Annotated in this window: 8 protein-coding genes, 3 tRNA genes and 2 pseudogenes; 5 read left to right on the plus strand and 8 right to left on the minus strand. The window is 64.7% G+C overall.

All coding sequences use genetic code 11. From position 1 onward, the window contains the following. Nucleotides 1-148: 148 nt before the first annotated feature. From ACWGKS_RS13260 to ACWGKS_RS13270, 3 genes are all read left to right on the plus strand, one after another. Nucleotides 149-221 (plus strand) — tRNA-Gly (locus ACWGKS_RS13260). Nucleotides 222-263: 42 nt separating this feature from the next. After that, a tRNA-Cys gene (locus ACWGKS_RS13265) sits at nucleotides 264-334 on the plus strand. 14 nt (nucleotides 335-348) lie between these two features. Continuing rightward, nucleotides 349-422, plus strand: a tRNA-Val gene (locus ACWGKS_RS13270). A 24-nt stretch (nucleotides 423-446) separates the two neighbouring features. On the opposite strand, the gene ACWGKS_RS13275 is transcribed toward ACWGKS_RS13270, so the two are convergent. From ACWGKS_RS13275 to ACWGKS_RS13300, 6 genes are all read right to left on the minus strand, one after another. Continuing rightward, a complete protein-coding gene (locus ACWGKS_RS13275; protein WP_452522696.1) occupies nucleotides 447-1370 on the minus strand; it encodes a hypothetical protein in 924 nt (307 codons plus the stop codon). Nucleotides 1371-1451: 81 nt separating this feature from the next. Next, entirely contained in the window at nucleotides 1452-1703 is a 252-nt protein-coding gene (locus ACWGKS_RS13280; RefSeq protein ID WP_452522698.1) for a hypothetical protein, read from the minus strand. Between the two features lie 23 nt (nucleotides 1704-1726). Then, nucleotides 1727-2077, minus strand: a complete 351-nt coding sequence (locus tag ACWGKS_RS13285; RefSeq protein ID WP_452522700.1) for a helix-turn-helix domain-containing protein — start codon at nucleotides 2075-2077, stop codon at nucleotides 1727-1729. After that, on the minus strand, nucleotides 2032-3297 hold the full coding sequence (locus ACWGKS_RS13290; protein ID WP_452522702.1) for a DNA cytosine methyltransferase: 1266 nt from the start codon (nucleotides 3295-3297) through the stop codon (nucleotides 2032-2034). Before ACWGKS_RS13290 ends, ACWGKS_RS13285 begins: the two co-directional genes overlap by 46 nt. Further along, a complete protein-coding gene (locus tag ACWGKS_RS13295; protein ID WP_452522704.1) occupies nucleotides 3231-4094 on the minus strand; it encodes a phosphoadenosine phosphosulfate reductase domain-containing protein in 864 nt (287 codons plus the stop codon). Before ACWGKS_RS13295 ends, ACWGKS_RS13290 begins: the two co-directional genes overlap by 67 nt. Further along, on the minus strand, nucleotides 4091-4957 hold the full coding sequence (locus ACWGKS_RS13300) for a hypothetical protein (protein WP_452522705.1): 867 nt from the start codon (nucleotides 4955-4957) through the stop codon (nucleotides 4091-4093). Before ACWGKS_RS13300 ends, ACWGKS_RS13295 begins: the two co-directional genes overlap by 4 nt. Before the next feature lie 175 nt (nucleotides 4958-5132). Here ACWGKS_RS13300 and ACWGKS_RS13305 point away from each other — a divergent pair. Both ACWGKS_RS13305 and ACWGKS_RS13310 read left to right on the plus strand, forming a co-directional pair. Beyond that, nucleotides 5133-5312 (plus strand): annotated as a pseudogene (locus ACWGKS_RS13305) (transposase family protein); the annotation flags it as partial. Nucleotides 5313-5517: 205 nt separating this feature from the next. Next, a pseudogene (locus ACWGKS_RS13310) lies at nucleotides 5518-6752 on the plus strand (IS3 family transposase). A 366-nt stretch (nucleotides 6753-7118) separates the two neighbouring features. On the opposite strand, the gene ACWGKS_RS13315 reads toward ACWGKS_RS13310, so the two are convergent. Continuing rightward, on the minus strand, nucleotides 7119-7505 hold the full coding sequence (locus tag ACWGKS_RS13315) for a hypothetical protein (protein ID WP_452522707.1): 387 nt from the start codon (nucleotides 7503-7505) through the stop codon (nucleotides 7119-7121). Continuing rightward, nucleotides 7505-14491, minus strand: coding sequence for an RHS repeat-associated core domain-containing protein (locus ACWGKS_RS13320; protein ID WP_452522709.1), 6987 nt, complete (start codon nucleotides 14489-14491; stop codon nucleotides 7505-7507). Before ACWGKS_RS13320 ends, ACWGKS_RS13315 begins: the two co-directional genes overlap by 1 nt. Nucleotides 14492-14625: the final 134 nt, after the last annotated feature.

Consider the following 14625-nt stretch of genomic DNA (forward strand, 5'->3'; position numbering starts at 1 on the left):
GACGCTACCGGGTGCCCTCGGCACGTCGACCACCGCCGCACCCAACCCCGCCCAACATCGATTTTGCCGTCCGTCGAATCTCCGCTAAAGTCTTAACCAGCGGCAAGGCACGGCCCCGGCAAAAACCGGTGGTCAGGCCCGAAAGCACGCGGACGTGGCTCAGCTGGTAGAGCATCACCTTGCCAAGGTGAGGGTCGCGGGTTCGAATCCCGTCGTCCGCTCGGAGGAGACGCTGGTGCGGTTCACCCCGCCCACGTGTACTCGGTGGAGTGGCCGAGAGGCGAGGCAGCGGCCTGCAAAGCCGTCTACACGGGTTCGAATCCCGTCTCCACCTCCCAGTTCCACCCAGGGCGATTAGCTCAGTTGGTTAGAGCACTACCTCGACACGGTAGGGGTCACAGGTTCGAGTCCTGTATCGCCCACAAGTAGCACCGCGGGTCAGAGAGTTATCTGACTGTGGCGGCGAAGAAGATCATCATCGAAGCGGGTTCCTCCGGGAGCCCGCTTTCGCTGTTTACACGGAAGTGCTCTTCGAGCATCGGCGCCATACCGAACAACCGCTCCCGTTCCTTGTGGGTGAGAGCCGCCACGCTCCGCTGCCAGCGCTCTTCCAGCACCGTGAGTACACGCCACTGCATCTGCGGGGTCACGTGTTCGTAGATCCGCGCCATCCCGGGCAGGGTGTGCCCCAATCGTGCGGCCTTGGCCACCTCTGGGATGTTCTCATCGGCCAACCAGGTGCGTTGTGTGTGCCGTCCCGCCTCGTTGAAGGTGATCCCTCGCAACAATGCGCCCTGAAACCACTGCGGCTCGCTGGCGGGGGCACCGTCCCAGGCCGGTCGCCAGAACCTCTGCCGGAAGTTCCCTCGCCGCAGTAGCCCGCCCCGGGGGCCGGTGAACAGGTACTCGTGCTCACAGCCCTCGATCAGATGGGTGTAGAGCAGGTCCAGGAATGGCGGCAGCTGGACCCACCGCTTACCCGCTGGCGTCTTGGGCTTCTTAGCGGCCTCCAGTGCCCCGGCGACCTCACGCAGGGGCGTACGCACCGGGATGGCGTGGTTGACCTCGTCGTAGTCGTGCGGCTGGAGCACGACGAGTTCCGACCACCGGGCGCCGGTGTAGGAGTTCATCAGCCCCAACACCAGACCGGCCTGGCCGAAGCCGTGGTGCAGGCGCATCGCCGCCCGCAAAACCTGGGAGGGGGTGGCGACCTGACGCTCACCCACGTACTCCCCCGAGGTCACCCGTACACCTCGGGCCGGGTTGGCGGGGATCTTGCGTTCCTTGACCGCCACTTCCAGGATCCTGGAGAAGTAGGCGAAGACCGAGGCCACCGACGGTTCGGTGAGTTCCTCGTGCAGGTCCTTCACCCACCCCTCGATCTCCTGGTAGTCGTTGAAGATCGCGCCCAGCGGATAGTCCTACCACTGAGGCAGGATGTGTCGGTCCAGTTAGGAGCGGTACTTGGCGCGGGTGTTGATCGCCAATCGGGCCTTGACGAAGACCTGTTCGGCAAAGCTTCCGAACCTCTCCTCAGCGTGCTTGGGGTCGATCCAGGTACTCCTGCGGATGTCCGTCTCCTGGTCACGACCCCAAGCCAGTGCCGCCTTCTTGGTCTCGAACCCGGACTCCGAAGCCCAGGATCCGTTGGGTTTCTTGTACTTGACGCGCCAGGTCTTACCCCGGCTCTCTGCGTACGCCATGCGTACGAACTCCTTTCCTGGGGTTACTCGATTCTTCTCCGGGAGCGTCCGGCAGGTCCGGTTACGGGGTCGCGATGACCGTCACGGATGATCTGGGCCAGGTCCTCGGCGCTGAACCGCAGGTGCTTACCGATGAAGGTGCACGGCACTTGGCGCCCGGAGGCGCGCTTACGTAGCCAAGACTCGGGAACCTTGAGCTTTTCCGCGGCTTGGGCTGGAGTGAACAACTCCAGCGGTGCGGACTCCCCGGAGGAACTCGAAGCGTAGGTAGCGCTCAGCGGCTGAGGAACCCGCTCGCGGCGCCTGTTCTCAGGTCGCTGCCGTTCACTCACGCGGCACCGCCGTTCATGCCGCCAGTACCGCGGCAACACCACGGCATCCCCTCCCCAGCAGTCTCTGAACAGGAACGGCGCCCGGGGTGAACAGAGCCGTCGGGTAGGTCGAGTATTAGGCGCCGCACGGCAGTGGTCGCCTGTTGCGGCAACACCCCGTTGCCGAGTGTGCGGATCTGCGCCGAGTGCGGCATGCCGAGGTGCGGGTCGGTGACCCATCCGGAGGGGAGGCCCATCATCCACTCGACGAACGCGGCACTCAGCCGGGGTTGTCCTCGGGTTCCGGTCTCGGTGGGTGGGGGTGCCGTGGTGCCGAGCACCGTTTCCCAGTGCCGGATCGCGGGTTCGTAGTCTCCCCATCCGTACGCGAACGGGGTGGAGCATGGCCGTGGGTGTCGGTGGTCATAGCGATGGCCACGCAGGGCAGTGTGAGGCGCCCGTCTGAATCGTTCCGGTTGGAGATCCCCCTGGTTCCGTCGCTCGCGCAGGGCGTGGGCAACAGACGTTCGGACGAGCGCGTGCGGTGTCCGGTGGGGTGCGTCGTGTGGGCGGGTGCGTACGCGAGGGTGTGGGGTGGGTGGCACAGCACATCGACGAGCCGGATCTGTTGGCCGCGCTGGCGTCGTTCCTCGGGTGTGAGGCGACCACCGTTTCCGCCGCTGGCGCACGGGGTGGGCAGCAACGAACACTCGCTCACGTTTGTGGGGTGCTCCGACGTCGCCGGCGCGTACGCAGCACCAGCGTGCGTCATACCCCGTGCGGGCCAGGTCCGCGAGTACGCGGTCGAAGCCTCGGCCCCTCCAACGGAGGGCGGGAACGTTCTCCAGCACGAGTAGGTGTGGTCGAAGATGGCGAACGGCTTCCATGACGTGCATCCACACACTGGATCGGGTTCCTTTCTCGATACCGGCCCCTTTGCCGGCGGCGCTGATGTCCTGGCAGGGGAAGCCCGCAGTGATCACGTCGACCGGTGGCACGCGTGGCCAGTGCACGCAGGCGAGGTCACCGAGGTTGGGGACCGTGGGAAAACGGTCTGCCAGGAGCCTGATGACGTAGGGGTCGTTGTCAACGACCCAGGACAGGCGGGAGTTCCCCCCCAATGCCGCGGCCACACCCATGTCGAGCCCGGCATAGCCGGTGCACAGCGAACCGATCGACACCGAGCGCTCAAGGGCGGCTGTTCGCCCGGTGGTGATCACTGGGCACCACCGCCCTGTGCCGGTTCCTGGTCGGTATCGCCGCGGCAGGACCAGGGCGAGCACCCTTCCGGTTCGGGGCCGTTGTCGATGCCGAGGTCGACCTCCGCCAGGGGACGGCGGGAGGAGTGCAGATAGTAGGTGCCGCGCAGCGGCATGCCGCGCTTGGCCGCTGCCGGATGCCCGTGCCGGATCGCGGCATCGAAGTCGACCGCGTCGGCGAACGCGGCGGGTTCGGTTGCCGCGAGTTCGGCCCAGGTGGTGTTGGACCGGTAGGGGCAGCCGATACAGGCCGAGCGTGGGGTGGTGCCCCATCCGTGGGTGGTCAGGTACTCGCGGCAGTCCTGGCGGGTCCATCCCAAGTCCAGCAAGGGGAAGATGTTCTCGAGGTAGCGAACATCGGCGTCCTTGGCCCGGTGGACCTCATCGGCACTGATCCCGATCGCCTGGGTGGCGTACACCCCGGCCGGCACCCGGCTGGGGTGGGGGTAGCCCAGCAGGTGCCGGGCTTGGCGTTTGAGCGGGCGGACCTTGTACTCGCCCGTGCACTGCCGACGAGCCATCCCACGCCGGCCTTCAGGACCCCGTACGAAGAGCGGCATCGAAGCGAACCGGTGCCGCTCGTCCAAGGCGTCGTCGCGGATGTTGCCGTTGCTGACGCGGATGATGGGGATGCCCGCTTCAGTGGCGGTGTGCTCCAGTCGTTCTAGGTGGTCGTAGACCTGGCGGGGTTCCCATCCGGTGTCGGCGAACAGGGCGGCATCGAAGGGTTCGATGGTGCCTTGGGTTGCGAGCAGGAGCAGGGTGGTGGATTGGACCCCGGCGCCCAGGGAGAGCAGTCGCAGTGCGGGTTCGGTGGTCATCGCTCATCTCCGTCCACGTGGGTTTCGGTGGGTGGGTTATGAGCGCCGAAACGGCGCCAGGGCGCGCACGCGGACCGATCGGTGCCGCTGTCGGCTTCCAGGTCGGTTTGCGCTAGGGGGACCCGGCCGGGGTGAAGGTAGAACGCAGTGCCGGAGGGTGTACCGCGCAGTGCCGGATCGGGGTGTCCACGCCGAAGGGTGGCGTCCACCGCGACCGCCTCGACGAAGGCCTGCGGGGCTTTGTTTCGTACCCACCGCCAGTCGGTGTTGGTTCGCTGCGGGCAAGCGATGCAGGCCAGGTCCATCGTGGTGGGAAGGTCGTGGTGTGCCAGTAGAGCGGCGCAGTCGGCGTCGGTCCATCCAAGAGCGGTGAGCGGCCGGCGGAAGCGGATGTAGGTCGGCCCGGTGGGGTCTGGTGTAGCGGTGTGGTCGAGGGTTGCACCAATGGCACACGCAGCCACCACGCCTTCGGGCACGGCCTGAGGGCGAGGATGACCGAGTAGGCGGCGCACCGTGTTGGACAGGGCCACTCCTTGACGATGTGCGCACCTGTGGGGAAGGTACCCAGGAGTGCCATCGGCGGTCAGGGTGTGCAGCGGTAGTGGCATGAGCGGACCGTTCACCGTCTCGTGAGCGGTGTTGCTGGTGCGGGCGTGGGCCCATCTCGTGCCGGTGGCGGCAGCGACGTCGGCCAGTCGCTCTAGGTCGCGACGTGTGTGGGAGAGCATCCATCCGGTGTCGGGCACCAAGACAGCGTCGAAGGGCGGCAGGACTCGTTGGGAGGCCAGGAACAACAGGGCGGTGGCCCCAGGGGTGCCGTCGATGAGCAGCACCCGCGTGGTGGGGGGTGGGTGGTGGGTCATAGATGGGTGGTCGGCCGTGTATCGATCGCCTCACCCATCAAGAAGAACGAGGCACCGTTTTTCGCTCATTAACGAGTTGGTGTGTGATGGCGAGTGAGGCTTCGTTGGAGAGCCATGGCATTCCCTGGTCGTGACGACCAGGGCCAATCGCGCGGTCCTGACCCGCCCCTGGGAAATGGCCACCGAGGACCACCGGCATCGGTCCCAAGGTGGGGAGAAGAAGCGGGCTGCCGGGGCGGGCGCCTGGCACAGGCTGGTCTTCGCCGATCGGCTGGTGGTCACCCTGATCCACCTGCGTCACGACCTGCCGCACACCGTGCTGGGCCTGCTGTTCAGGGTCGGTCATTCCACCATCACCCGTGCCGTGGGTCAGGACCGGGGCCTTCGCGTGTCGCTGCGGGCCGCGCCGGGTTCCACCGTCCCGGAAGGTGTCCCCTTCCTCCCTCCTGCTACTCGTCGGGGCAGGCCCGCCTCATCTGAACGCGGGCAACTCCGGGCCTTGACCCTGGATCTTGGACACGCTGAACCCGACAGGTGTCGGGGGAAGCGAGAATCAGGGCATGGCCCGCAAGACCTACTCCGAGGAGTTCCGCCAGCAGGCGGTCGATCTCTACCTGAACACCCCGGGCGCCACCTTCAAGGCGATCGCAGCGGACCTTGGCATCTCCCGAGGCACCCTGCAGAACTGGGTCTACGCCCAGCACCCCGCGGGACGCCCCACCCCAGCACCCGCCACAGGTACAACGCCCAAGGGCGAGACCGCTGCCGCCAGGATCGCCCGCTTGGAGGCTGACCTGGCCACCGAACAAGCCGAACGCCACAAGCTTCAGACCGAACGCGACATCCTGCGCCAAGCGGCCAAGTATTTCGCCGGGGAGACGAACTGGTGAACCGCTTCCAGTTCGTCGCCGACCACCGACACACCTTCGAGGTGAAGCGGTTGTGCGAGGTCATCGGCCTGGCCCGGTCCTCGTTCTACGCCTGACTCAAGGCAGCCCCCGCCCGTGCGGCCCGCCAGGTGGCGGACGTGGTCCTGGCCGAGCGGATCCGCTCCTTGCAGGACCCGGAACAGGGCGGCGATGCCGCCTACGGAGCGCCCAGGATCACCGCCGACCTCAACGAGGGAGCAGCCGAGGATGCACGGATCAACCACAAGAAGATCGCCCGCGTGATGGGCGAGCACGACCTGGCCGGGATCCGGCTTCGCCGACGGGTGCGGACCACGGACACCGACCAAGGCGCTCGCAAACACCCCGACCTGCTGGGTCGGGACTTCACCGCCCACAACATCGGCGAGAAGTACGTCGGAGACATCACCTACCTGCCGCTGGCGGACGGGCGTAACCTCTACCTGGCCACGGTCATCGATCTGTGTTCTCGCAAGCTGGCTGGATGGGCGCTGGCCGACCACATGCGTACCGAACTCGTGGCAGACGCGCTGAGGGCGGCCGCCCGCGGCCGGGGCGCCCTTGTCGGGGCTCTGTTCCACTCCGACCACGGGTCGGTCTACACCTCCCGGGCCTACGGGGAGTTGTGTGCCGAGCTCGGCATCGTCCAGTCGATGGGGGTGATCGGGTCGAGCGCGGACAATGCCGCTGCGGAGAGCTTCAACGCCACACTCAAACGCGAGACCCTCGCCGGAGAGGCCGTGTACGCAAACGAGGCGGTGTTGCGGCGCACGGTGTTCCGGTGGGCTCACCGCTACAACACCCGTCGTCGTCACTCACACTGCCAGAACGTGTCTCCGAACGACTTCGAGGCCTCCAGAGCATCTATGCTGGCGGCCGCGGCGTAATCAACCATCCCCGTGTCCAACATCCGGGGTTAAGCCCCCGTTCCACCCATGGGCGCTGGGGCCCTGCATGAGCAGGGCGATGAGTTCGCGTTCCTGCTCGGGGGTGGCAGCAAGGTCTGGGCCCCTTGCCAGCCAGAGGTCAGCGCGTGGATACCGCCTTGGGTTCAGGCGTTGTGCCACAGGTGGACGGCCTGGCGGAAGACATCGAGCATGCGGGCGATGTGGGTTTGGGGATGCTCACCGGACCGAACAGGGCGGCGGCGAGCATGCGACGGTCGTGGCGTTCTTGCGGGGCTCGGGGCCCTCCATACCTTATGGCACGACAGGAATCCTCGCCCGTCAATACCCACCTCAAAGATCAGTAACCTATCGAACTATAACTTGAACCCTAGCAGCCTGATGTTCATCCACTCGAACTTCGAATATCCCAGAGGAGAAAAATTTTATACAGAAGGTATCCAGCGGATCAGAAACCACAAACCTTCCACTATTATTTCCAACCGACCCAGAGAATACAGGAATAGGCAGCAAGTCATCCGCTTGAACACCCTCAATAACTTGCAGACTTACCTCGCCCTCCATTGGAACTCGGACAGCAACAGCAAGAGATCCTGCAAGCAAATGCACAGCGTCGCTTTCCGAATCCCAGTCGCCGTGATCCGACCCCTCTCGAGCTTCCTCAGCTTCGATCAGAATATAGGCAAACTCAATTCTTTTTGAAATACTTCCGATAATGCATCCCGAATTGACCATTAAGACATTCCCCTATTCATCCATTCCTTGAGAAGATTTCTCACGGCATTTCCTTGCCTCCGGTAGCATGTGCCACAGTGCGGAAATGCTGTTTGTGGAGTCCCCGGAGAAACAAGAGAAGTTGGCGGCATATGATCCGGAACCCAATTCCCTGACTTCAGTCCGGATGTTCTTGCCCCGCACGTATGACATCCCCAACGATTCCCAGATTCATTCACCAGATCCCGCACCCCGGGAGCCTCAATATCACCATTTTCCAGAGCAACACCTTCATGCGCATTTGAGCCAGGAGTAAAAAATTCACATCTCTCTTGGGCATTATGATTGAGAACATCCAACGAACCCACAGTAACGTAGTAGGTATGGATTCCCTGTACTGTCAGGTTGTGGACCTTGGCCGTTTGTGTCCAGGCCTGGATACCGTTGACCTGTACCAGGGTGCCCTCAGAGGAAAGTAGCCACATACCCGGCACCAGGTCGATCGCGTCGACCCACGTCTCTGATTCTGGGGACCAGAAGGGGTGTTCGTCGGTGGCGATGATGACGTCACCGAGTACCGTCGGGCCTGGTAGGCCACTCACCTCATCCAGCGTGACTTGGTCGAGTTCGCTCACCTCAATCTGGGTGGTGGTATCCACAGTGATTTCAACCAGGGTCTTGATCCCGGAGCCGATGATCGTGGCCAGGACCTCGCGCGGGCCTTCCTCTCCCGTCTCGGGATCGGTGGCCAGAACCTGCTCGCCGGCTCGGATCTCTTCGATGGGTTTGCTGGTGCCATCGGACATCAGCACCAAGGCCCCTGGGGCAAAGCTATTACAGCTAGGGCCCTCACTGTTCCTACTACCTCCACCACGGCGGAGGTTCTTGATGAGATCCTTGATCTTGTCGCCGTTACGCAGAGCACGCATCGCACTACCTGCGGGGATGGGGCCGGTGGCCACCTCCACGGCGATGTCCACCGTCGTTTCACCGGCCTGGAAGGATCTGGAGTTGGAGTTGACCCCCACATTCGCCATGTGCTGGTCCCAGGTCCTCCCCACCCCGGTTTTACGCACCGCGTAATCACCCAACGCACGCATCGGGCTCCATGTCAGCGCGCTACCCACACCGGCGACGAAGTTGCGCGGCCGTTGAGGAACCCTGCGTACGGTTCGCTGTACAAAGTTGGCGTGACGCCGAGCCCGGTGGACCACGTTCCGGCGCACCGTGGAACGGATATTGCGTACCCGGGAGGAGTTCCACACCCGTCGCACCGAGGCACGTGCCCGGTTGCGCACCCGGCTGACGGTACGTCGGATTCGGTTCCAGGTCTTGCGCAGGAACAATCCGTCGGGGTCGGTGAAGCTGACCGGGTTGCTGTTGGCGTAGGCGTACCCGTGCATCTGTTGGGGGTCGGACACGTCCATGACCGGGTCGGGTGAGATGAACCTGCCCACCGCCGCGTCATAGGCACGGGCTCCGATCTGGGTCAGACCGGTGGAGGCATCGATGGTTCCGCCGACGAATCCATGTTCGCTGGGCCAGGCTCCCGACCCGATGCTGCGATCGGCGCCGAACGCTGTGAAGCGGCGTTGGGTGACCTCTCCCCCAACGGCCGTCACGGCCAGTTGTCCGGTGCCGTGGTGGTCGGCGAAAACCCAGGTGACGTTGCCATCGGCGTCGCGGACAGCGATGGTCTCGTCCTCGTGTTGGTAGAAACGCAGGGCTCGGGTGACCAGTGAGGAGCGCTCGTACTGGACCTCCATCCCTGGCAGGTAGAGGGTGGATGTGGTGGCGTCCCGGCGGATCAGTCGGCCACCATCGGCGTCGTAGGTGTAGGTGGTCTCTCCACTGGCCGCGTCATCGACCCGCACCAGCAGACCTTCGGCGTCCCACTCCAGACCTTGTTCGTGGGCGGGGGTCGTACGAGAGACCATGTTTCCGGCCTCGTCGTAGTCGTAGTGCTCCAGTCGCTCGCCCGCGGGTCCGGTCTCGTGCACCTGGGTCAGGGTGTGCGGCTGGTCCTGGCCCGCGTCGGGGTGGGTGTAGGTGCGTTCGGTAGCTCCCCCGATTCCGCCGTGTTGGGTTTCGGTGACCCGGTTGCCGACGGCGTCGTAGGTGTAGGAGTGCCAGTAGGGAGCCGGTCCGCCCAGTTCCCCCACCTGGGGTGCGGCCTGGCAGGCCTCGGCTCCGGTGGCGTCGGGGGTCCAGGCCTCGGTGAGCTGACGCATGTGGTCGTAGGCGAAGCACTGCACGTCAGCGGGGCGTTCGCTATCGCTGGGTTCATCGCGCAGGGACAGGATGTTACCGGCGTCGTCGTAGGCGAAGTGCAGGTGTTGCAGGGAGCCTGCGCCGAAACGGGGGGTGATCCAGGTTTCGTTGAGTCGGTTGGTGGCCGCGTCGTAGTCCCAGGCCTGCCAGTAGCGGTCGTTGCTGCTCGAGGTTCGGGCCAGGGTCCGCATGATGAGGTTGCCGACTTTGGAGTACTCGGCGGCGGTCACGTAGGAGCCTTCACCGGCGATGGCGGTGACCTTGCCGAGGTCGTCGTAGGTGTAGCTGATGTTCTCTTGACCGAGCCCACCGGCCGCAGGGGACATGTGGCTACGGATGCTGCCGTCGGGGTTGTAACGAGTGATGAACCGGTAGGTTCCGCCCAGACCGAGTTCTTCCTGCGGGACTGTGACGGTCGTGGCCACGGCCCGGTAGAGATCGTCGTAGGACAGAACCTGGTTGCTGTAGGCGAGTCCACCGTCATGGCGTGTGGTGGAGGTCAGTTGGCCCTTGGCCCGGGTGTCGTAGACCCATTCGGCGCGCAGGGGGCCATCGGTGGAGCCCTCGTGCAGGGCGGTCTTGCGGCCCAGGTCGTCATAGACGTGGGCCAGGGTCTGGTCGCGGGCGTCGGTGCTGGAGGTCACCCGGTCCAAGGCGTCGTAGGTGTAGGTGGTGGTACCGGTATCGGGGTCCGAGGTGGAGGTTCGGCGGCCGTTGATGTCGTAGGTGTAGCGCCATTCGTTGCCGTCGGTGTCGGTGACGGTCTCCAGTTCGTCACCATGGGTGTAGGTGTAGTGGATGGCGTCGTAGTCACCGGCCGGCTCGCGCCCGTGGTGGTGGCGCAGTTCGATGGTGTTGCCACGCGGGTCGGTGATGGTGGTGGTGCCGGTACCGCCTTCAGGCGGGGTCATCCGAGTCTGTTCGCCGGCGTATTCGGTACTGGTGCGGTACTGCTCTTGGCCCCGAGACATCTGGACCTGGTGCAGGGGGCGTTCGGCTCCGTCGTAGACGGTGTTGGTGTAACGGGGAATCTCATCGGTGTTGTTGACGACGAAGAGGTTTCCGCTGGGGGCGTCCTCGTTCGGGTAGGCGGAACGGGTCTGGGTCTGCAGGCCGCGGGAGTCGTGCAGGGTGTCGCTGATCAGGCGCCCGCCGCCCGAGGCGGGGCCTTGGGTCTGGCGTACGCGAAGCCAGCCATCGTGGATCTGGTAGCTGGTGATGTAGTCGCCGTGGGGGTTGAGCGCGCTGCTGGCGATGTAGGTGGGGGCGTCCTTGGACAGGTGGTAGGCGAACTTCATGCTCGGGGTGGCGTCACCCTTGGGCCGGTCCGCGAGCCAGATCTCGGTCAGACGACCTAGTGGGTCGTAGGCCAGGTCGGTGCGTTTGTTGTTGGCGTCGATCTCCGCGACGGTGAGCGAGCGTGCCGGGTCGATTTCGATGGAGCTGACGTGTCCGGCCGGGTTGGTCGTGGTGATCGTGGTGGCGTTACCACCGCCGGTGTGGTCGACGTATTCGGTGGTGGTGGTGTTTCCTTCGGCGTCGGTCTGGGTGAGCTGACGGCCGTACCGGTCGAAGGTGGAGATGTCGGTGACCTGGTAGCGGGGGGTGGTTCCGTCGTAGCCGACCAGGCGTTCCGATGAGGTCTGTACCCCTTGGGTCGGGGTCTGGCCGAAGGCCTTTCCGTCGTAATGGGTACGGGCGTCGGCGATCACGTCGTCAGGTCGGCTGGGGGTGGTGTCGCATCCCACGGACACCACTTCTTCCCTGGAGGACAACTCCAGCAGGTGAAGGCCGGCATTGCGCACGTACGTGGTGCGTGCGCACACCTCGTCTCCGCTCTTGGAGACGTCTCCGTGGTCGAAGACCTCGGTGGGCATACCGTGGTCGTCGTAGGTGGTGTCGGTGCGGTCTTGACGCCACCCGCCCTCGGCGAGAGGGGTGTAGCCGCGTACCGAGGCCACATCGACTTGGTGGGATTCCAACGTGCCCCAGGAGTAGGTACGTGAACCTGTCTTACGGCTCCAGGGCAGGGTGATCTCCTTCTCCACCACCTCGCCCTCGGGCCCGTTCCTGGTCAGTGTTTCCAGGGTTTGCCCGTTGTAGCGGTCGTGGTCGGTGTGCTCGCCGCCTTGAGTGTCGGTGACCTTCACACTGCGTGTGCCGCTCGGTTGGTGATCGCCGTGCATTCCCCGGAAGAACCGGTGTTCCTCTTCTGAGCGGGTACCGTCGGCGAGACCGGAGTTGACCCGCACGACCTCGTAGCCACGCCACTGGGACCAGGTGCGTTTATCGTCCTTGGTGAACCCGTCGGCGTCCATGTACCGCCAGGCAGCGCCGCCCCGGTAGTCGTAGGTGGTGACGACGTCGGGTTGGTCGGTGACCAGGTCGACCTCTAGGACCTGGGTGACCACGTACTTGTGGAACCAGTCGGTGATGTCGTCGTCACCACGACCGCTGGGCACCCATTTCACCGGATAGCACCGTTTGGTGTTGGTGTGCGGGGTGGGAGTGGAGCCGGCGGTGCAGTCGGGGTCGGAGTAGGAGATGTCGAGTTGGCCGCCGGTCTCGGTGTAGACGGCGGTGATACGCCACTTGTTGAGGGGTGCGACGCCGTCGCTGGTGGAGTCGACACGGTTGGGCATGGGTGTGCCTGCGAAGGTCAGCGCTGGGTTGGCCAGGGTGCCGCCCACATGGCCGGTGTGGGTGATGGAGTCCAGCCACAGAGTGGGGTCGGTGCCGTCTCCCGGTGCGGGAAAGCGGTGCGCGAACTTCCAGGAGTCGACGGTGGAGTAGGAGGAGCCGTCGTGGATCTGGGTGGTGACGCGTTCCAAGCGTTTGGTGCTGAAAAAGGTCGGGGAGAGCTTGTCGGTGCACTTGGCGTCGGCCTTGCAGTCCTGGTCCAGGGGAACGTCGGGCCAGTGCTTGGCGTTGGTCTTTTCCCGTTTTTCAGGTGCGCAGTCGAAGGAGTCGGTGGTCAAGCAGCGTTCGGCGACGGTGAAGTTCACGCGGGCCGGGGCGGTGGCGAATACGTCGTCCTTGTCCAGTCCGTATTCGATGCGACGTAGGTAGCCGCCCCGGTCATAGGAGGTGCCGTCGTCGGCCTTCCTGTTGCGGCCGTAGTGGTTCTTCTCCTTGGTGTAGTGCAGGGTCATGACGTTGCCCTGTACGTCGACGACGTAGTCCAGGTTCCAGCGCCAGGCCTGTTGGCACCAGGAATCGGCGAAGGAGGACTTGTGGCAGGGTTCGCCTGAGTCGTTGCCGAAGACGGGCATGTTCCAGGCCGAGTTGGTCTCCGGTTTTCCCGAGGACCAACCGGGAAGGCGGTTGCGGCCGAAGAAGTACTGGGTGCCGTCGGTGGTGGTGACCTTCCAGTACTCGCCGTCGTTATCTCCGTTGGTGGCGCCGGTCAGGCGTTCGATCTTGGAACCGTCGTCACTGCGCATCCTCCAGGTGCCGTCGGAGTCGAGCAGCAGTTCACTGGACATACCGTTCAAGGACAGGGTGGCGTTGTGCCGTTTCCAGCACATGTCTCCCGTCTTGTTCGGGTCTTTCTGGCCGTCTTCTCTACAGGGGATGTAGGTGCGTTCGATGAACCCGGGGTGGTAGTCGAACCCTTCACCAATCCATGAGGCCTGGTTGTTGGTGGAGGCGGTGCGTCCATCGACGGACCCGGAGGAGTAGGACAGGGCGATGTCAGGAGCTTGGTCACCGGCCACGTCCGGGACCTCCACTGGGTAGGTCCAGGAGAAGTCACCGGTTTGCAGGCTCACGTCCCATGAGGCCGAGGGCGACAGGTCGCTGGCCTGGTAGTCACCGTTACCGCCGTCCCCTCCCGCAGCAGCCATGAGCATGACCCCAGAGGTGGTGGCCGGGCTGATGACGCTCAGGGTCTTGGTCGCCGGGTCGTTGGTGGATCCCAGGTCGTAGGCCTGGGTGCACTCTTCCCCCTGGTCACCGTCACAGTCGGCCAGGGCCAGGAGACGAAGGCGAGAGCCGTAGTCGCCGCCGAAGGCGGAGGCGAACTCGGAGTAGTCGAGTACGACCTCGACCGGACCGGGGGCTTCGATGCCATCGGTGCGGGTCACCTCCAGCAGAAGGCCGTCCACTCCTGCTTGGGTGGCCTCGTCCTTGCTCAGGAGTGCCACCTGCGCCGACTCAACAGCCTGTGGGGTTTGGTCTTCGACAGGGTCGGCGACGGTACTCTCGTCTTCGGCTGCTTCGTCCCCGCCGTTCTCTTCGGGCAAGTCGGGCTCTTCAGCAGCGGGGTCTTCGTTCTGCTCGTCTTCGGCTTCGAGGTCTTCGGTAGGGTCTTCCGTCCTGGACTCATCCTCCGGCTCTCGGGGCGCCCTCCGCTCTTCACGACCGGACGACTCTTGCGAAACCTCCTCCTCCGGGAGTGGCATCTCCCAGGTATTCAGCAGCTCGTCGGGCACCGTACCGATGCCCACCACAGCCTTCCCGTCCTCCTCCATCAGGGAGAAGGCGTCAACGTCTTCGGACCCGTCGGCCTCGACCGTGAGGTCGACGATCTCCGGTTCGGGCCACTCCGCTGCTTCCAAAGTGGTGACGGACGCTTCCCGTGCCGCGCTATCCCCTTCGACGGCTTGGGCTACGACCTCATCACCCTCGACCCAAGGCTCATCCTCGACCTCCGGAGCCGAGTTCTGAGGGGTGGCCTGGGAGGAAGGTGCCGCCAGCAAGGTGGCCGTCACCGCCAAGATCAGGGTGTTGGTCATGCCACGACTCAACATGCGTCGAATTCGAGCACCACGAGGTTCGGCCTCTTCGGCTTCGTCCTGGGTGGGGGAAGGGCGTTCGGACACAGGGGCCTCCGTCCCGGCGGTCGTCGTTGCCGCCGGGTTCTGTGAAC

This window comes from Nocardiopsis sp. NPDC055879 (assembly GCF_053615935.1).

Excerpts from the sequence above, each read along its gene's own strand:
- ACWGKS_RS13315 (WP_452522707.1), bottom strand. The coding sequence starts at position 7,505 with ATGGTCAATTCGGGATGCATTATCGGAAGTATTTCAAAAAGAATTGAG.
- ACWGKS_RS13295 (WP_452522704.1), bottom strand. The coding sequence starts at position 4,094 with ATGACCACCGAACCCGCACTGCGACTGCTCTCCCTGGGCGCCGGGGTC.
- ACWGKS_RS13320 (WP_452522709.1), bottom strand. The coding sequence starts at position 14,491 with ATGACCAACACCCTGATCTTGGCGGTGACGGCCACCTTGCTGGCGGCA.
- ACWGKS_RS13300 (WP_452522705.1), bottom strand. The coding sequence starts at position 4,957 with ATGACCCACCACCCACCCCCCACCACGCGGGTGCTGCTCATCGACGGC.
- ACWGKS_RS13280 (WP_452522698.1), bottom strand. The coding sequence starts at position 1,703 with ATGGCGTACGCAGAGAGCCGGGGTAAGACCTGGCGCGTCAAGTACAAG.